Source organism: Pseudomonas sp. fls2-241-R2A-110 (assembly GCF_030209165.1).
Taxonomy (GTDB): Bacteria; Pseudomonadota; Gammaproteobacteria; order Pseudomonadales; family Pseudomonadaceae; genus Aquipseudomonas.
On sequence record NZ_JARVSN010000001.1, the window covers coordinates 21981 to 39322 of the forward strand.

The following is a 17342-nucleotide window of genomic DNA, read 5'->3' on the forward strand; positions in this document are numbered from 1 at the left end:
ACCCCATGATTCTCGACTACAACCTGATCTGGGAAAACCTGCCGCTGTATTTGAATGGCGCCTTGTTGACCCTCAAAGTGCTGCTGATCTCCCTGGCGTTTGGCCTGGTGCTGGCGATCCCCTTGGCGCTGATGCGGGTGTCCCGCTCGCCGCTGATCAACTTCCCGGCCTGGCTCTACACCTACGTGATTCGCGGCACGCCGATGCTGGTGCAATTGTTCCTGATCTATTACGGCCTGGCGCAGTTCGCAGCAGTCCGTGACAGTGCGCTCTGGCCGTACCTCTCCAGCGCAACGTTTTGCGCCTGCCTGGCCTTTGCGATCAATACCAGTGCCTACAGCGCGGAACTGTTGGCCGGCAGTTTGAAGGCCACCGCCCATGGAGAGATCGAAGCCGCCAAGGCCATGGGCATGTCGCGCTTCACGTTGTACCGCCGGATTCTTTTGCCGTCGGCCTTGCGCCGGGCACTGCCGCAGTACAGCAACGAAGTATTGATGATGCTGCAAACCACCAGCCTGGCCTCAATCGTCACGCTGGTGGACATCACCGGCGCGGCGCGGACGGTCAGTTCGCGGTTCTACCTGCCGTTCGAAGCGTTCATCACCGCCGGCCTCATCTACCTTGCCCTGACCTTCATCCTGGTCCGTCTGTTCAAGCTGGCCGAGCGCCGCTGGCTGGCGTATCTGGCACCGCGCAAGCATTAAGGAGCGTTTATGGAACACATTGAATACCTGTTGCCGTGGAGTGCTTCGGGCACGGAACGGCGCCTGTCGTTGTTTCGTTTTGGCAGCGGGCCGCGCAAGGCTTACATTCAGGCCTCGCTGCATGCCGACGAACTGCCGGGGATGCGCGTGGCCGTTGAACTCAAGCGGCGCCTGCGGGCGCTGGAAGAACAAGGTCGGCTGAACGGGGTGATCGAATTGGTGCCAATGGCCAATCCAATCGGAATCGCCCAGATGTTCCAGGCCACCCACCAGGGTCGTTTCGAATTCAACAGCGGCAAGAATTTCAACCGCTACTTCCCGGAACTGACCGAGTCCGTAGCGGCGCGGGTGAAAGGTCGACTGAGCGACAACGCCGACCTCAACACCGCGCTGATCCGCCACGCCATGAGCGATGTCCTCGCCGACATGCCGCCCGCAAACTCGGAACTCGATGGTCTGCGTCGCGTGCTGTTGCAGCATGCCTGCGACGCCGATGTGGTGCTGGACCTGCATTGCGACTTCGAGTCGATCATGCTGCTTTACGCCATGCCGCAACACTGGCCGCGCTTGCGTTCTTTGGCCGCGCGCCTGGGTGCCGGCGCGGCGCTCCTCGCCGAAGGTGCCGGTGGCAATGCCTTCGATGAAGCCTGCGCGATCCCGTGGTTGCGTTTGGCCGAGCTGTTTCCTGAAGCCGCTATCCCGTTGGCCTGCGCCGCCACCACCATCGAATTGCGCGGCATGGCCGACACCGAGCGTGAGCAATGCAGCGATAGCGCCGAAGCCATTCTCGGTTACCTCGCCGAACAGGGTCTGATCAGCGGTGACTGGCCCGAAGCGCCCTTGACCTGCTGCGAAGCAACGCCCTTCGCCGGTACGCAGTACGCCTATGCGCCGCACCCCGGCGTGGTGAGTTTTCTGCAACCGCTGGGTGCCCGGGTCCGGGTTGGCGATCCACTGTTCGAAGTACTGGATCCGCTGACAGACCAGCACAGCATCGTGCGCGCCAGCACCGACGGCATCCTCTATGCCCGCGAGCGCCTGCGCTTTGCCCAACCCGGTTTGTGGCTGGCCAAAGTCGCCGGCACTCGCCTTATTCGCCAGGGTCGCTTGCTCAGCGACTGACTCCAGAGAGTGAACAGCATGTACAAACTTGAAATCCAGAACCTGCATAAAAGCTACGGCACCCATCAAGTGCTCAAAGGCGTGTCACTGGAGGCGAAAGCCGGTGACGTGATCAGCCTGATCGGCTCCAGCGGCTCCGGCAAAAGCACCTTCCTGCGCTGCATCAACCTGCTGGAGCAACCGAACGCGGGCACTATCGTGCTCAATGGTGAACAGCTCAAGTTGATGCCCAACAAACTCGGCGGCCTCAAGGCTGCCGAACCCAGGCAGCTGCAACGCATGCGTTCGCGCCTGTCGATGGTGTTTCAACATTTCAATCTGTGGTCGCACATGAGCGCCCTCGAGAACGTCATGGAAGCCCCGGTGCACGTGCTGGGAATGGCCAAGAAAGAAGCCCGAGAAAAGGCTGAGCATTACCTGAACAAAGTCGGCGTGGCGCACCGCATGGACGCCTGGCCGGCGCATATGTCGGGCGGCGAACAGCAGCGAGTGGCGATTGCCCGTGCGTTGGCCATGGAACCGGAAGTGATGCTGTTCGACGAACCGACATCGGCACTCGATCCAGAACTGGTCGGCGAAGTCCTCAAAGTCATGCAGGACCTCGCCCTCGAAGGCCGCACCATGGTGGTCGTGACCCACGAGATGGGCTTTGCCCGGGAGGTCTCCAATCAACTGGTGTTCCTGCACCAGGGACAGGTCGAAGAGCGCGGCAACCCGCGTGAAGTACTGGCCAACCCGCAGTCTGAACGTCTGCAGCAGTTTCTGGCCGGCAGCTTGAAATAATCCACCCACCCCGCTCACCGACGGTTGGCTTCGGATACACTCCAGCCAACCTTATGCCCTCAGGAAATGTTGAGCCGGATATGCCGACCCCCTCGAAAAACACCACGGTCTATGCCGCGCCGGTGATGCGCAAACTGGCGGAAATCGTTGCCGACCTTCAGCCGTCCCTGCGCAAGGTGGCGGACTTTATCCTGCGTCACCCGCTGAAGGCCGCGACGCTGACGATCGAGGAGATGGCGCACGAAACATCCACTTCGCCCGCTGCGGTCAACCGGCTGGCCAAGGCGCTGAACCTGGGCGGCTACACCGGCATGAAGGCCGAACTGGTCGCGACCTTGCAGCAGATGGTGTCGCCGGTCGACAAGCTGCGTAACGAACTGGCCCATCGCCCCGACGGTGCGTTTGGCCTGCATGAGCAAATCCAGAGCGCCAGCAGCAACCTTGCCACCGCGGCGACCAATAACCACGAAGACACCTTTGAAGCGTTCGTCACACGGCTGACCACCGCCCGCAAAATCTACATCCTGGGCTTTGGCAACAGCGTGTACTTCGCCGGCCTCGCCGCCTCGACCCTGATGCCCTTCTGTGCGGACGCCACCGCCATCAGCATGGAGGGCGGTAACGAAAACGCTGCTTATCGTCTGGCCGCGATCACCGATCAGGATGTGTTGCTGGCGATCTCGCTGCCGCGTTATTCCCTCGACACCCTGCAACTCGCCCGTTTCGCCAACGAGCGTGGCGCCTCGGTATTGGCCATCACCGATTCACCCGCCTCGCCGCTCACCAGCATTGCCGAACACACGCTGTTTGCCCCCGCCGACCATCCGGTGTTGACCAGTTCCAACATCGCGGTGCTCGCCTTGATCGAAGGCTTGGTGGCCGGTGTGATGGCGCGCAACAAAGAAGCCGTCAAGCTGGCGACCGAGCTGACCGAAAGCGTAATGGCTTACCTGCACATTCCCGCCAGCGGCAAATCCTCGAAAAAGTGATGGTGTACGATTCGCCATCAATTACCCGAGACCGGCCTGTGGCCGATAACCCGCCCTATTCCTCAAAGCGCCCCGTGCTGTCGCGACGTTGACAACGAGCCTCCTAGGGCGTCCCTCAAAATATCGCCAGGGCACACAGGCCAGACATGAATCGGCCAGAACCGGGCGGCATGGTTTAAGATCGATTGAAGCCTTCCGCAGACTCGACGATCACTTCATGCGCTTAAACCTGAACGTTCCCATTGCGGCTCAACTGCGCAGCCTGCTCGCACGCCCTCTCCTGTTGCTGAGTATCGTAACGCCCGCCATGGCCGGCGCCGAGCAAAGACCGGACAACATGGTGTATTTGCGTGCGATTGATCCGAGTATCGAGCAGGACATTCGCTACGCCGGCGTCCACAACTTCACCGGGCACCCGCTCGACGGCTATGCCGCGCCGGAGTGCATGCTCTCGCTGGACACTGCCAAGGCCCTGGCCCGGGTACAAAGCGCACTGCAAAAACAAGGCTATGGCTTGAAGGTGTTCGACTGCTATCGGCCCAGCCGTGCCGTGGCCGATATGGCTCGCTTCGCCACCGAGCCCGGTGACCCGCGCAAGGCCGAGTTCTACCCGCGCGTGGACAAGCAGGACTTCTGGCACCTGGGCTATGTAGCGCGGGTGTCGAATCACTCCAGAGGTTCGACCGTGGACCTGACACTGACCGGTCCGAACGCGCTGCCCGCCGACACCTGGACGCCCTCGGCCGCGCAAGTCGATTGCACCGCGCCCTACGGCCAGCGCTGGCACGACGGTGCACTCGATATGGGCACCGGGTTCGATTGTTTCGATGAGCGCGCGCATACCGCCAACCCGACGATCAACGCGCTGGCCAAAGAAAATCGCCAACGTCTCGGCAGCGCCATGGAAAAAGAGGGCTTTGCCGGGTATTCCAAAGAATGGTGGCACTTCACTTACAGCGCAGAAAACGCGCCCAAAACCGTGATGGATTTCCCCATCACGCCGCTGATGGCCCGCGATGTGCTCGACAGCAGCCATCAATTGATTGTGGTCACCACCAAGAACTGGGACGACATCCAGGGCACCGCCCAGCGTTATGAACGGGACGGGAACACCTTTCGAAAAGTCGGCGACGGGTTTGCAGTGGTGGTCGGCAAAAACGGCCTGGCCTGGGGCAAGGGGCCGGGTAACGTCGAGCCCGTTGCAGGGCCGGTCAAACGCGAAGGCGACGGCAAAGCACCGGCCGGGATCTTCAGGCTCGGCACGGCCTTCGGTTACGACACCACGGCCGCGACAAAACTGCCTTACCTCGCCCTCACGCCCACCACCGAATGCGTGGATGACAGCACCTCCAAACATTACAACCAACTGATCGACGGCGCGGCGATGGCAAAGGACTGGAACAGCGCCGAACACATGCGCAGTGAATCTGGCTATCGCCAAGGCATTTTCATCGAGCACAACACGCCAGCGTCCCCGACTTCGGGTTCGTGCATCTTTTTCCATATCTGGCGCGGTCCCAGCTCCCCGACGCTGGGCTGCACAGCGATGGACCCGGCGGATATTTCACGGTTGTTCGACTGGCTGGACCCTGGCCAGTCGCCGCTGCTGGTGCAAATGCCCGAGGCGCAGTATGAACAAATGCGTGAAGCCTGGAAGTTGCCGCCGCGTTGATGGGCCACCCGCCAGGATTGGCTCAGCCCTGCTTCAAATCCAGGCAGTAGGTGTAATAACCGCTATCACGCACATAGCCCAACGACTCATACAACCGTTGCGCCCCCAGATTGTCCGTGGCCGTTTCCAGCACCATGCCCTTGGCACCGGTCGACACTGCGAAGGCCCGCGCAGCATTCATCAGTGATCGCCCCACTCCCCGCCCCCGATCCTCGGGGGCGGTGAACAGGTCGCTGAGCAGCCAGGTGCGATAGGCGTCGATGGAGGAAAACGTCGGATACAACTGGACAAAGCCCAGTGCCTTGCCGCTGGCGTCCTCGGCGAAAAAGATCGCCGATTCGTCCCGGGCAAGGCGTTCGGCGATGAAATCCCGGGACTGCGCCAGGTTGGAGGGCTGGCCGTAAAAACCTCGATACGCATCGAAGAGGCCGGCGATCTTGTCGACATGAATCGCTTCGGCGCGAAAGATTTGAACAGCCATCTGAGTCTCCGTACGAATGGGTTATTTCGGTTGTGCCACGGTGCGCAAATACGGTTTCACGGTTTTGAAGCCGTCCGGGTATTTCTTCTTCGCGTCTTCGTCGGACACCGACGTCGGAATGATCACGTCCTCGCCCGGACGCCAGTTCACCGGGGTGGCGACGGTGTGTTTGGCATTCAATTGCAGCGCGTCGAGCAAGCGCAGCACTTCATCGAAGTTGCGCCCGGCACTCATCGGGTAGATCAGCATCGCCTTGACCTTTTTATCCGGCCCGATGATGAACACCGAACGCACCGTGGCGTTGTCCACGGCCGTGCGTGCGCCGCCACTGGCATTGGGATGGATCATGTCGTAGAGCTTGGCCACCACCAGGTTGTCGTCGCCGATCATCGGGTAGTTGACCGCATGTCCCTGGGTCTCTTCGATGTCCTTGGCCCAGTTCGCATGATTACTGACCGGGTCGACGCTGAGCCCGACGATCTTGGTGTTGCGTTTATCGAACTCCGGCTTGAGCCCTGCCATGTAACCGAGCTCAGTGGTGCACACCGGGGTGAAGTCCTTGGGATGCGAGAACAGGATCGCCCATTTGTCGCCGATCCACTCGTGGAAATGCAGGGTGCCTTCGGTGCTTTCAGCGGTAAAGTCCGGGGCTTCGTCGCCAATACGGATGGTCATGATCGTTCTCCTGACTGTTGGGTCTTAGGGAAGCCGTCGCTATTCTAACGGCCTTCATGATCTGCGTTGAACCTATCAACGCGGATCAGTATAGGAGACGCTCGAAGACATGCCGGTTACCGCCAACCCTGAATTGCGGGCCAGCCCGTAAACCGCTACACGAGCAGGCTTGCTCCCACAGGGATTGCATTTTACTGACGGGCATTCGGGCAGTCAGTTGCGCTTATTGTGGTTCCGTCACTGCGACTTGAGCCGGTTGCCGATCAAGCCCCATGAATGGCGCCTTGGCCCACACGACCTTGCCCCCGACTACCGTCATCAGCACTTCATTGCGGGCCAGTTCTGCCTCGGGCACCTGCATGAAGTTCTTGTCGAGAACGATCAGGTCGGCGAACTTGCCCACTTCAATCGAGCCGACCACAGCGTCCAGGTTCAGTTGCTCGGCGGCGTTGATCGTGATGGTGCGCAGCACGTCCGCGCGCGACAGTGCCGGATCGGCATTCAGTCTGCCGGCGTACTGGGGACCGTAGCTGTGCGGGTTCAGCGGATCGCCCGAGCGAGTGACACCAATCTTCAACGCGAGAAACTCGTCGAGCGGGTCGACGGGCCAGTCGCTGCCATACGCCACGCGGCCGCCGGCAAGGGCGATGCTGCCTGACGGCTCCATTCGGGCAAACCGCTGAGCCCCCAGGTGATCGCTGGTGCCATCGACCGTGGACGGCGCCTGTTGCGCCCACTGGAAGGACATGTTGGCGGTCACGTCGAGGGCCTTGAAGCGTGGGTAGTCGGCCGGATCAACGGATTCGTTGTGCGTGATGGTCGGGCGGAAAGCATTGCCCGGCAGTTGCTGGCGCACGTATTCGATGCCATCCAGTGACTCACGCACTGCGCGGTCGCCCGTGGCGTGCAGATGCGGATCGAGACCGGCCTGCACGGCTTGCAACAGAAGCGGCTTGAGCACTTGCGGGGGGAAATACAGCTCACCGACGTTCTTGCCGGGCGTCCACTTTGGCGCTTTCTCGGTTCCGGCATTGCGCAGGTACGGCGTCAACATCGCCCCCGTGTCCGCCGGCGCATTGATGATGCCGTCCATGAACAATTTGACGTGACGCATGCTGACGCCCGGCGCCGGTTGCGCTTGGCCCTGATCGTAAGTGGTGGCCAACGCCTTGGCCTCGGCAATGGTTTTCGCCGGGTCTGCCGCAGCGGCGGCCGGGTCCAGTTTGATCGCCAGCAAGGCCCGGGCAGTCAGCTCGCCCGACTGTTGCAGGCGGGTGAAGGCTTTGCCATTTTCCGGCCCGGACAAGGCGTCGAAGAAACTGGTGATGCCTTGCTGGCGCATCGCGTCGAGCGCCGCGCGGGTCTGCGTGAGTTTTTCTGCATCGGTGGCAGGCGGCACTACAGCGGCCATGGCATCGGCCGCACCGTCCTCGCAGATGCCGTTGGGGTTGCCGGCATTATCGCGCACGTATTTGCCATCGCTCGGATTGGCCGTGTGCTTGTTGATGCCGGCCATTTCCAGGCCTCGGGAGTTGGTCAGCACGGTATGGAAGTCGGTGGAGCGCACCTGAATCGGACGTTTGGTCTTCAGCGCATCCAGTGTCGACTTGTCCGGATCGCCGTCGAGTCCGTCCATGCCCATGCGATCCCAGCTGCCGACTTCAAGCCAGACATCGGGGCCCTTGTCCTTGTCGGCATCCAGGCACGCCTGGATGGTTTCCTGAAACGCCTTGCGCGTCATTGTCTGGTATTTCAGGTCGCACAAGGTCATGGCGCGGCCGCCGTCCCCCGGGTGCATATGCGCGTCGATGAAGCCGGGCATCAGCATGCGCCCCGCCAGATCGATCAGCTGAGTGTGTTGGCCGATGTACGAGGTAACCCCTTCGTCGCTGCCGACATAGACGATCTTCCCACCCTTCACGGCAATCGCCTGCTGCACTGAATTCTGGCCATCGACGGTATAGACATAACCGTTGCGCATCACCCTGTCAGCGGGCGCCGAGCCCGGTGTCTGACACCCCACCAGTGCCACGCAGGACACTGCCGTAGTCGTCGCAATCGCGATAAACCGCCTGGAAATTTTCAACTGCCTCACCCCTGTTCTTATCGTTTTCGAAGTGGCCCGGACAGACTGCCGCGCAAGCCCCTGATATGCAGGGCATACCCTATAGATCGCGGCCTCTGGATGGACCTCTGCAAATGAGGAGGGGTAAGGCAAATAGCCCAGCAACATCAACAACTCCGTGGGACCGGGCTTGCCCGCGATGGCGGTGTATCAGGCAAGATTGATGTCGACTGACACGCCCTAATCGCGAGCAGGCTAGCTCCCACAGGGGATTTGCATTTCAACTGGCGAGATCTACGCAATTAATCGCGGCGCGTGGCATCGCGCAGGACAGAACCCAGTTCCACCTTGCTCTTCACGCCAAGCTGCAAGTAGCAATTGCGCAGGTAGGTGCGCACCGTCGCAGGGCTCAAGGCAAGCATCCTGGCAATCTCTTTGTAGGAATGTCCCGCCGCGAACAGCATCGCTGCTGTGCGCTCCCGTGGCGCCAGCACCGCCCCGCGCGACTGTGCTTCGAGCGACAGGATGACGTGCTCGGCGTTGGGACTGAGCGTCAGCGTGCAACGGCCCAGGCGCATCACGCAGGGCGCTTTGTGCAGCTGTGCGATCACCTGCGCCGGCAACATCGAACCGCTCCACCCCGGCAACTCACGCTGAATGGCAGCGCATAGACTGGCGCCCACGTACAACAAGCTGCCGTCCATACGCGCAACGCCAAAGTCAGTCGCGCCGTTGCCGGTGTCGATGCGAATCATGTCCTGCACCTGAAACCGCCACAGCTGCAACAGGTGGTCGCAGAAAGCCGCAAACAAACCGGCCTCGCTGTCGTTGAACGCTGGAGCAGCCACGCCACGGTAAAGACAGACGAAGAACATCAAGCCGCTTTCAGGCAACTCGAAGGTAATGCACATCGGGTGGTAGAGGTCGTGGCGCCGCGCGAACGCGTCCACCCCTGCATCCGGGTCGGTGAAGCCGCTGTCGCGCACGACCGCGCCGGGCTGACTCAAGGTGTCATGGGAGAATTTGTCGCTGCCTGCACTTTTATGCCATTCGGCGGCAAACGATGCCGGCAGGTTGATACGCCCGTGCATCCAGCTCCTGGGGGGAGCATCGGCCTCTGAGGCGGACATCTCGCCCCACCACGCCGAAGCGAACGGCACCAGTTCGCGAAACGCTTGCAGTCCGTCTGCGATGAACTGCGATGAGCCTCGATCTCGCGCCAGCCGCCCCAAGTGCAGCACACACAGATTGAACGCTTTGAGCGTGGCCATCGACGCCTGGGTGCCGACCTCTTCTCCCTCCTCCATCGTGCCGATCCTGTTCGCTGTACGACGTATTTTTCCGACGATGCCATAGGGGCCATCGCAGCGCCATTGGCATTTTTCAAGCCTCCTATTCATACGCAATCCGGCAACAGTGTTTGTCCAGCTGGACGCTGTTTGAGGAAGGGCTGAACACCTAGCATTGTCACTAACCCGGTACACCGATGACGCAAGGCGCCACTGGCCCGTCGGGTCAACCCAAGACGAAACGGAGAATCAAATGAAAATCCTCAAAGTAGCGCTGTTCCTGGCGCTGGGCGGTTTAGGCACACAGGCCTTTGCAGACAGCGGCCACTCAACGACCGGAGCCGACAAAACACCGGTTGAAAGCTACGTTTATGGCACGTCGCTGGACATCAAGAAAATCATCGCGATCTCAGACATTCCCAACGAATGCGCACCGGTTGCGGCGCAAATGACTTACGAAGACTCTCAAGGTCAACGTCACATCCTTCAGTACCAAGTGATGGGCACCGGATGTTCAAATGGTTGAAAACAGTCAGGATGATGGAGGGTCGACACTCCATGCCTGCGCTGTTCGTGAAGTTACTTTTTTTTCGCCGAACCGACGATTTTTTCGTCGCTGGCCAACACGTCCGGGATGGAATGCTTAAGAAACTCCACCCAGGTCTTTATTTTTGCATCGACGAATTTTCGTGACGGGTAGATCGCATACAGATTCAGTTCTTCCAGATGGTGCTCGGGCAACACGCGCATCAACGTGCCCGCTCTCAAGCCATCGACCGCAGAAGCAATCGGCTGAATACCGATGCCCATGCCATTGGCAATCGCCACCGTCATGCCATCGGCGGTGTTGATGTGGAACGGAGATGACGACACGTTCACCGTCTCCACACCTTCGGGCCCTTCCAGTACCCAGCTTTCAACCGGCATCACCGTGTTGACGATTTTTAAACAGTCATGGGCGGCCAACGCCTGCGGTGAATCGGGGTATCCGCGTTTCCTCAAGTACCCCGGCGACGCGCAAAGAATGCTGTACGTAATGCCGAGCCGCTGCGCGACAAACCCTGAATCGGGCAAGTCACGGGCCAACACAATCGACATGTCATAGCCCTCCTCCAGCAGATCCGGCAGTCGATTGGTCAGCGTCAGATCAAACATCACCGAAGGGTGCGTCTCTCTGTATTTGGCAATCGCATCGATCACATAGTGATTGCCCACCGCTGCCATCGCGTGGATTTTCAGCCGCCCCACAGGCAGGGTGTGCGCCGTGCCCGCCTCCTGCTCCGCATCACGTATCTCTTCCAGAATCTTCTCGCAGCGCTGCAAATAACGCAGGCCTGCTTCAGTCAATGCCAGGCGCCGGGTGGTGCGGTTGATCAACCGTGTCTGCAGCCTGGCTTCCAGGCTGGAGACCGCTTTGGAAACGTTCGTCGTGGTGGTGTCCAACACATCAGCCGCTGCCGTAAAACTGCCACTTTGGGCCACCGCAACGAAAAAGCGCATGGTCTGGAAAACGTCCATCGTTTTCACCTCGGGAAAATAGAGAAACGGGGCGGGCCTGTGGCGGGCCGCCCCTGTGTCATGGGCTATTTCTTGCGGGGAATAAATCCAGGCACACCGGTTTCCACCACCGAGTTGAAGCGGATCCTTGTCGTAATGTCCTGCTGGATTTCAGCCATGGCCCGTTGTGGCAACGTCGAAATATCAAAGTTTTCCTGAATATGACTCGGTGTAGCAGACGTGGTCAGAAAAGCGACTCCTCGCTGTACAGACCAGGCCAATGCCACTTGAGCCGGGGTCTTCTGCACACGCTTGGCAATCTGGGTAATCACCGGTTCTTCCAGCACGTTGGGCACCATGCCGTGCCCCAGTGGCGCGAACGCCAGGACGATAATCCCGTGTTGCTTGCAGTATTCCAGCAACTCCCATTCAGGCAGATAAGGGTGGGATTCAACCTGCACCACCGCTGGCTTTATCCGCGCCACGGCGACAATTTCCCGCAGTTTTTCAAGCGTGATGTCCGACAAGCCGATGGCCCCGCAGCGGCCTTCGTCCACCAGACGTTCCAGCGCCCTCCAGGTCTCGATCAGCGTGACGCCGTTGTCATAGATCACGTGCCCCTCTTCATCCCTCGGGTCCTGGTTGTCGCCGGGTTGAAAGGCAAAGGGCGTATGAATCAGGTAGCAGTCGATGTAATCGACCTGAAGACGCCGGCAACTGGCCTCGAACGCCGGCAGGACACGCTCGGGACGGTGGTTGGTGTTCCACAGTTTGGTGGTGATGAACAGGTCTTCGCGGCGGATCTTTCCTTCATCGAGGACTTCCTTGAACGCAACGCCGATCTGTTCTTCATTGCGATAGCGCTCGGCGCAATCGAAATGACGAAAGCCGGCCTCCAGCGCGGCCTTGACCGCTTGCGTGGTGACGCTGAGGTCGCGAAACAGGGTGCCGAAGCCTACGGCCGGCATTGCACTGGAGCCGTTGTTCAACGGGAATTGGGTGTCGCGCAGATCATCGTAAAATGATTCGTACATCTCTCTTACTCCAAAAAGTCCGGGGTTATTGATACGAAGGCTTCGGTTCATCGCGACTGGCAACGCGTTGCTCGAACGCACCGACGGAATTGCCGCCGAGCGCTACATAGAGCTGCACCGTGTCGAGGTATTGCGCGGTTTTCACTTTGATTTGACCCAGCAGTGCCTGTTCATAAGCGCGCTCCGCTTCCAACACCTGGAGAATGCTGTTCTCGCCCTGTGCGTAGGCTTGCTGGTTCAACTGAAAACTGCTTTCGGCCGCGCGTAACGCGTCTGCCTGCGCCAGGTTTTCCTCGGCGTCATGGTTGATGGCCTGCAACGAGTCAGCGACCTGGCCGAACGACTGAATGACCGTCTGCTGGTAGCCGGCGAGCGTCGCCTTGTAGCCGTCGACGGCTGCCTGACGTTCTGCCTTGAGCGTTCCGCCATCGAAGAGCGGCCCCGCGATCCCGGCCGCAAAGCCCCAGAGCGCCGCGCCGCCATTGCCCGAAGCGGCCTGTACCAGCGACGCCGACAGCGTGACATGCGGATAGAGATTGGCGGTCGCAACGCCCACTGCCGCGCTGGCCATGTGCAATTCGGCTTCAGCTTGCAATACGTCCGGCCGACCGTGGGCCATTTCCGAAGGCACGCTGACGGGCACGTTGGCCGGCAACACGAACTCGGCAAAATCGAAGTCCGGCGCGATCCAGTCGCCAGGGCCTTTGCCGGTGAGAATCGACAGCGCGTGGCGGGCGGCATCGCGCTGCTGAGCGAGCGGCGGCAACAGCGTGCGGTCCTGGGCGAGTCGGGTTTCGGCCAGCGAAACGTCGATCTGCGTGGTGGCGCCGCTGACGTGTGCCCTACGCACCAGGTCGAGGTTTTTCGTGTCATTGGCCAGCAACTTCTCGACAGCCGCCATCTGCGCGTTGGCCGACGCGACCAGCAACGCCTGGCTCGCGACGTTGCCCGTCAAGGTCAAATAGGCCGCTTCGTAGCGATGCTTCTGCAGATCGGTAAACGCTTCTTGCTGTTCGACCAGGCGTTTGTTGCCGCCGAACACATCGAGGTCGAAGCCAACCCGTGGACCGATCGCATAGAAATTAGTGGTGGTGGGCTCCTTCGCGTTATGCACCCGTTGGCGGCCCGCCTGGCCGCCAAAATCGACTTGCGGGTACAGCGCACCTTGCGCCGCGGCCACCGAAGACGATGCTTGCCGGATGGTTGCATCCGCAGCCACCAGCTCGAGATTGCCTTCGATGGCGCGGCGTACAACCTTGTCGAGCTTCGGCGACTGGAACGCCGTCCACCAGTTGCCGTTGACCTTCTGGCCGAGGGCGATGTGCTGTTCACCCGGCGTATTGCCACGCGGACCTAGGCGCTGCTCGGCCTGTTGATCGTAGTGCTGCGACTCGCTCGGCGGTTGCATTTGATAGTCAGGGCCGACGGTGCAGGCGGTCAGGAATGCAAGGGCCGCCATCGCGCCGAACGTGGTTCTGAAGGTCTGTCTGTTGATCAAGCGTGCAGAGGATTTCATTGGGCAAACTCCACGAAAACTATTGGGCCGAAACCGGCTTGCGAAGAAAGACAACCAGTGGACTCACCACCAGCATCGCCACCATCAAAATCTTGAATTGATCGATCACCGCGATGAACGCCGCTTGCCCTGTGATCATTTCGTTGAGCCCCGCCAATGCTTGCAGGGACGTCGGCGCCGGGCGATACGGTGTCAGGTTGCTGGCCAGCGCCAGGTGCATCGCTTGCGTGTTGTTGAAGAAAAACAGCTGCACAATCGCCACGCCCAACGTGCTGCCGTAGACCCGGAACAGATTGAAAATGCCGGTGCCTTCCGGGCGTAACGCTGGATCGAGCGTGCTGAACGCGACTTTCGTCAGCGACGGCATCAACATGCCGATGCCGATGCCCTGGATCGCCCCCGCCACTGCCACCGGCGACCAGTCCATCAGCGGCGAGTAACCGAGCATCAGCCAGTTGGCGTAAACCACCAGCGCCACGCCCACCGCCACGAAAAACCGCCGGTCAAAGCGCTCGGGGACACGCCCCATCAGCAGAAACGCACCGACCAGTCCGATGCCGCGCGGGATCGTCAGGGACCCGGTGGTGTCCGGCGGATAACCGAGAATCTCGTCGAGCATCGGCGACGTCAGGGCCATGGTCGACAACAGTACAAACCCCACGGCGAAGAAGATCGTCGTCGACAGCACGAAGTTGCGGTCCTGGAACAAGCGCTTGTTGAGGAAATGCACCTTCGTGGTCAACACATGCACCGCGAACAGGTAGAGCCCCAGGGCACAGCCGATGGCCTCCAGCCAGATCTCGGTCGAGGCGAACCAGTCCAGGCGTTCGCCACGGTCGAGCAGCATTTGCAGGCTGATCAAACCCAGCGTGAAGCTGCCAAAGCCAAAGAAGTCAAACGACGGACGCTTCTCAGCCTTTTTCTCAGCCAGCAACAGCGCGATCACCAAGCCGATAAACGCCGACAACGGAACGCTGATGTAGAAGATCGGGCGCCACCCGAAATGCTCGCCAATCAGGCCGCCGATGCTCGGGCCGCTGACGATGCCGAACAGCACGATGGCGGTCCAGGTCGCGCCAAATTTTGCCCGTTTTTCCAGTGCCAACGTCTCCATGGCAATCGCCATCGACAGCGGCGCCAGCACGCCACTCGCCAGGCCCTGGATAATCCGCGCGCCGATGAACTCCAGCGGCGTTGTGGCCTGCGTGGCGAGCAGCAGGCCCAGGACGAAAAAGGCCAGCGCGGTTTGATACATTCGCTTGAGGCCATAGCGTCCGGCGAGCCATTGCGCAATCGGCATAGTGATGGCGCTCGCCGCCAGGTACGAGGTGAAGACCCACCCCGCCTGGTCGTCGGTCATCGACAGACTGCCCTGAATCAACCTGAGTACGGCGTTGGGAAGTGGCAGGCTCGCCGACTGCATATAAGTGGCAAGCAGCGTGGCGAACCTTAACGTTCCCGCACCTTGAGGTCCGGCATGGTTGGCGTTCATCAGAAGTTACCTGCGGTCAACAGTGCCTTGAGCGGATGCCACCAAGGCGTGCGAAAGCCGGTATCGACCTTGACCGTGGCGCTGGTGCCCGAGAACAGCGGCAAGGCGGGATCGGTTTCATCGAGTTCGAGCCGTACCGGGACACGCTGGACCACCTTGACCCAGTTGCCGGTCGCATTTTCCGGTGGCAGCAAGGCGAAGTCGGAGCCGGCACCCGGGCTCATGCTGGTCACGTGGGCTTTGAAAATGTGATCAGGGTAAGTGTCGATGCTGACGGTCGCTTCCTGGCCTGGGCGCATATGGGTGACGTCGGTTTCGCGGAAATTGGCCTCGACCCAGATCTCGCGATCAGACAGCAGCGCAAAGGCTGGCGCGCCGCTGTTGACGTAGTTGCCCACCTGCAAGTCATCGACCTTGGCTACCGTGCCGTCGTCCGGCGCATACACGGTTGCGTACGAAAGATAGAGCTGCGCCTCGTCGAGTTGCGCCTTGGCTTCGCGAACCGTCGGATGGGTGTCGACTTCAATCGTCGGATTGCCGTTCAGGGCAACCACGGTGCTGGCGATCTGTTGTTCGACAGACGCGATCCGTTGCCGGGCCACTTTGAGGTCGGTGTCGGCACGCTCGTAAATGGCGCGCGAGACGAACTCAGTCGCGACCAGCGCTTTCTTGCGGGCAAATTCGCGCTGATCGAAATCGGCCGACTCTTTGGCCGACTGCAACTCAGCCTGCTGCTGGCGGTAACTGGCTTTGAGCCCGTCGATGCGCAGACGTGCCACGTTCAACTGTGCTTCGGCGCGATCAACGGCGATCTGCAGCGGTTTCGGATCGATCCGGAACAGCACCTGGCCTTTGTGCACCCGCTGATTGTCCTCGACCGCGATTTCCACGACTTGCCCGGAAATGCGCGCATTGATCGACGCTTTCGCCACTCGGGCGTAAGCGTTATCCGTAGAAATGAAAGCGGCGCCAGCCTGATAGCGGGCGTAGCCCAGCGCGGCGAAGATCACCGGCAAACCGATCATCAGCCACGGTCGCAGTTTCTGTTTGAACGGTTTCTTGATGGGCGCCTGGCCAGGGTTCACGCCTGGGTGCTCGAAGCTCTGTGACGCCGGGATGTCGAACTGTTTAGTCATGATCGAATACACCTTTAACCGGGAAATCAGGCCGGCCAACGCTGTGCCGGGCCGGACATCAATAGTTGCTGTGAGGAATCAAGCCCGAGCACGGACGGGAGGATCGCTCCGCCGCACCTGTTTCGTCGCCGCAACACTCAGTTCGAGCTCCGCTTCAACAAACCGTAAACCAAGGAATTTCTGGTTCCTTAATTTTGTGCGATGGTGTAAGAATATCCCCACACCCACCTTCCATCAAGGATTTTGTACAACATGGCACAAAAAAAGATTACCGAGGGAAAAGGCCGTGGCCGCCCTCGCGCCTATGACCCGCAAACCGCCCTGCAGCAAGCGCTTGGTGTGTTCTGGAGCACCGGCTATTCAGGCGCCTCGCTGGACAGCATCGCCACCGCAGCCGGGATGAATCGCCCCAGCCTCTACGCGGCATTCGGTGACAAACACGCGCTTTACATAAAAGCGCTTGAGCAATATTGGGAATTTGCCGCCGCGGCGATGCACGAGGCGCTGACCGACACCCAGCTGCCGCTACGCGATGCATTGATGCGGTTCTACGAAGGGCAGCTGTCGATCTATTTCTCGGGCGACGGCCAACCGCGCGGCTGCTTTGCGATCGGCACGGCAACCACCGAAGCCGTCGAGGACCCGGAAATTCGCGAGGTGCTTTCAGACCGGCTCAGCAGGCTCGACACCGACCTGGAAGCGCGCCTGCGAACGGCCATCGAGTCCGGCGAACTGAAAAGTGATGTCGACGCCGCCGCCCTCGCCGTCCTCGCCTCCTCCCTGCTGCACAGCATTTCTATCCGCGCACGGGCGGGCAAATCCCGCGAAGAACTGACGGATCTGGCGCGTAATGCGGTCAGCGTGATCTGCGGTGTGCGAGGTTGATC

16 protein-coding genes are annotated in these 17342 nt (G+C 60.5%); 7 read left to right on the forward strand and 9 right to left on the reverse strand.

From position 1 onward, the window contains the following. Positions 1-5 precede the first annotated feature (5 nt). The 5 genes from QRN31_RS00110 (at position 6) to QRN31_RS00130 (ending at position 5270) form a co-directional block, all read left to right on the forward strand. On the forward strand, positions 6-704 hold the full coding sequence (locus QRN31_RS00110; protein ID WP_285429406.1) for an ABC transporter permease: 699 nt from the start codon (positions 6-8) through the stop codon (positions 702-704). A gap of 9 nt (positions 705-713) precedes the next feature. Continuing rightward, positions 714-1826 carry a succinylglutamate desuccinylase/aspartoacylase family protein gene (locus QRN31_RS00115; protein ID WP_285429407.1) on the forward strand — a complete coding sequence of 371 codons (1113 nt, stop codon included), beginning with the start codon at positions 714-716 and terminating at the stop codon, positions 1824-1826. A gap of 18 nt (positions 1827-1844) precedes the next feature. Beyond that, positions 1845-2609, forward strand: a complete 765-nt coding sequence (locus QRN31_RS00120; RefSeq protein ID WP_285429408.1) for an ABC transporter ATP-binding protein — start codon at positions 1845-1847, stop codon at positions 2607-2609. A gap of 80 nt (positions 2610-2689) precedes the next feature. Continuing rightward, positions 2690-3598 carry a MurR/RpiR family transcriptional regulator gene (locus tag QRN31_RS00125; RefSeq protein WP_285429409.1) on the forward strand — a complete coding sequence of 303 codons (909 nt, stop codon included), beginning with the start codon at positions 2690-2692 and terminating at the stop codon, positions 3596-3598. 217 nt (positions 3599-3815) lie between these two features. Further along, entirely contained in the window at positions 3816-5270 is a 1455-nt protein-coding gene (locus tag QRN31_RS00130; RefSeq protein ID WP_285429410.1) for a M15 family metallopeptidase, read from the forward strand. A gap of 22 nt (positions 5271-5292) precedes the next feature. On the opposite strand, the gene QRN31_RS00135 is transcribed toward QRN31_RS00130, so the two are convergent. The 4 genes from QRN31_RS00135 to QRN31_RS00150 form a co-directional block, all read right to left on the reverse strand. After that, positions 5293-5751: a GNAT family N-acetyltransferase gene (locus QRN31_RS00135; protein WP_285429411.1), complete on the reverse strand. Its 459-nt coding sequence runs from the start codon at positions 5749-5751 to the stop codon at positions 5293-5295. A 21-nt stretch (positions 5752-5772) separates the two neighbouring features. Then, on the reverse strand, positions 5773-6426 hold the full coding sequence (locus QRN31_RS00140; RefSeq protein ID WP_285429412.1) for a peroxiredoxin: 654 nt from the start codon (positions 6424-6426) through the stop codon (positions 5773-5775). A gap of 223 nt (positions 6427-6649) precedes the next feature. Further along, entirely contained in the window at positions 6650-8512 is a 1863-nt protein-coding gene (locus QRN31_RS00145) for an amidohydrolase (RefSeq protein WP_285429413.1), read from the reverse strand. 281 nt (positions 8513-8793) lie between these two features. Further along, on the reverse strand, positions 8794-9798 hold the full coding sequence (locus QRN31_RS00150; protein WP_285429414.1) for a helix-turn-helix transcriptional regulator: 1005 nt from the start codon (positions 9796-9798) through the stop codon (positions 8794-8796). Between the two features lie 235 nt (positions 9799-10033). Here QRN31_RS00150 and QRN31_RS00155 point away from each other — a divergent pair, with 235 nt between their 5' ends. Then, the gene (locus QRN31_RS00155; protein WP_285429415.1) at positions 10034-10306 is read left to right on the forward strand and encodes a DUF2790 domain-containing protein; all 273 of its coding nucleotides are present in this window, start codon (positions 10034-10036) and stop codon (positions 10304-10306) included. Positions 10307-10359: 53 nt separating this feature from the next. Here the strand turns inward: QRN31_RS00155 and QRN31_RS00160 are convergent, their stop codons facing one another. The 5 genes from QRN31_RS00160 to QRN31_RS00180 all read right to left on the reverse strand — a co-directional run bounded on the left by QRN31_RS00160 (position 10360) and on the right by QRN31_RS00180 (position 16455). After that, positions 10360-11298, reverse strand: coding sequence for a LysR family transcriptional regulator (locus tag QRN31_RS00160; RefSeq protein ID WP_285429416.1), 939 nt, complete (start codon positions 11296-11298; stop codon positions 10360-10362). Positions 11299-11363: 65 nt separating this feature from the next. Next, entirely contained in the window at positions 11364-12311 is a 948-nt protein-coding gene (locus QRN31_RS00165; protein WP_285429417.1) for an aldo/keto reductase, read from the reverse strand. A 25-nt stretch (positions 12312-12336) separates the two neighbouring features. After that, positions 12337-13827: an efflux transporter outer membrane subunit gene (locus QRN31_RS00170; RefSeq protein ID WP_285429418.1), complete on the reverse strand. Its 1491-nt coding sequence runs from the start codon at positions 13825-13827 to the stop codon at positions 12337-12339. 19 nt (positions 13828-13846) lie between these two features. After that, positions 13847-15319, reverse strand: a complete 1473-nt coding sequence (locus tag QRN31_RS00175) for a DHA2 family efflux MFS transporter permease subunit (RefSeq protein WP_285429419.1) — start codon at positions 15317-15319, stop codon at positions 13847-13849. Then, complete coding sequence (locus QRN31_RS00180; RefSeq protein WP_285429420.1) at positions 15319-16455, reverse strand: HlyD family secretion protein; 1137 nt, start codon at positions 16453-16455, stop codon at positions 15319-15321. The genes QRN31_RS00175 and QRN31_RS00180 overlap by 1 nt, the downstream gene beginning before the upstream one ends. Positions 16456-16707: 252 nt before the next feature. Here QRN31_RS00180 and QRN31_RS00185 point away from each other — a divergent pair, with 252 nt between their 5' ends. Then, complete coding sequence (locus QRN31_RS00185; RefSeq protein ID WP_285429421.1) at positions 16708-17340, forward strand: TetR/AcrR family transcriptional regulator; 633 nt, start codon at positions 16708-16710, stop codon at positions 17338-17340. The last annotated feature ends 2 nt before the right edge of the window (positions 17341-17342 follow it).

Excerpts from the sequence above, each read along its gene's own strand:
- QRN31_RS00155 (WP_285429415.1), top strand. The coding sequence starts at position 10,034 with ATGAAAATCCTCAAAGTAGCGCTGTTCCTGGCGCTGGGCGGTTTAGGC.
- QRN31_RS00170 (WP_285429418.1), bottom strand. The coding sequence starts at position 13,827 with ATGAAATCCTCTGCACGCTTGATCAACAGACAGACCTTCAGAACCACG.
- QRN31_RS00120 (WP_285429408.1), top strand. The coding sequence starts at position 1,845 with ATGTACAAACTTGAAATCCAGAACCTGCATAAAAGCTACGGCACCCAT.
- QRN31_RS00115 (WP_285429407.1), top strand. The coding sequence starts at position 714 with ATGGAACACATTGAATACCTGTTGCCGTGGAGTGCTTCGGGCACGGAA.
- QRN31_RS00185 (WP_285429421.1), top strand. The coding sequence starts at position 16,708 with ATGGCACAAAAAAAGATTACCGAGGGAAAAGGCCGTGGCCGCCCTCGC.
- QRN31_RS00110 (WP_285429406.1), top strand. The coding sequence starts at position 6 with ATGATTCTCGACTACAACCTGATCTGGGAAAACCTGCCGCTGTATTTG.
- QRN31_RS00125 (WP_285429409.1), top strand. The coding sequence starts at position 2,690 with ATGCCGACCCCCTCGAAAAACACCACGGTCTATGCCGCGCCGGTGATG.
- QRN31_RS00140 (WP_285429412.1), bottom strand. The coding sequence starts at position 6,426 with ATGACCATCCGTATTGGCGACGAAGCCCCGGACTTTACCGCTGAAAGC.
- QRN31_RS00150 (WP_285429414.1), bottom strand. The coding sequence starts at position 9,798 with ATGGAGGAGGGAGAAGAGGTCGGCACCCAGGCGTCGATGGCCACGCTC.
- QRN31_RS00175 (WP_285429419.1), bottom strand. The coding sequence starts at position 15,319 with ATGAACGCCAACCATGCCGGACCTCAAGGTGCGGGAACGTTAAGGTTC.
- QRN31_RS00165 (WP_285429417.1), bottom strand. The coding sequence starts at position 12,311 with ATGTACGAATCATTTTACGATGATCTGCGCGACACCCAATTCCCGTTG.
- QRN31_RS00135 (WP_285429411.1), bottom strand. The coding sequence starts at position 5,751 with ATGGCTGTTCAAATCTTTCGCGCCGAAGCGATTCATGTCGACAAGATC.
- QRN31_RS00130 (WP_285429410.1), top strand. The coding sequence starts at position 3,816 with ATGCGCTTAAACCTGAACGTTCCCATTGCGGCTCAACTGCGCAGCCTG.
- QRN31_RS00180 (WP_285429420.1), bottom strand. The coding sequence starts at position 16,455 with ATGACTAAACAGTTCGACATCCCGGCGTCACAGAGCTTCGAGCACCCA.
- QRN31_RS00160 (WP_285429416.1), bottom strand. The coding sequence starts at position 11,298 with ATGGACGTTTTCCAGACCATGCGCTTTTTCGTTGCGGTGGCCCAAAGT.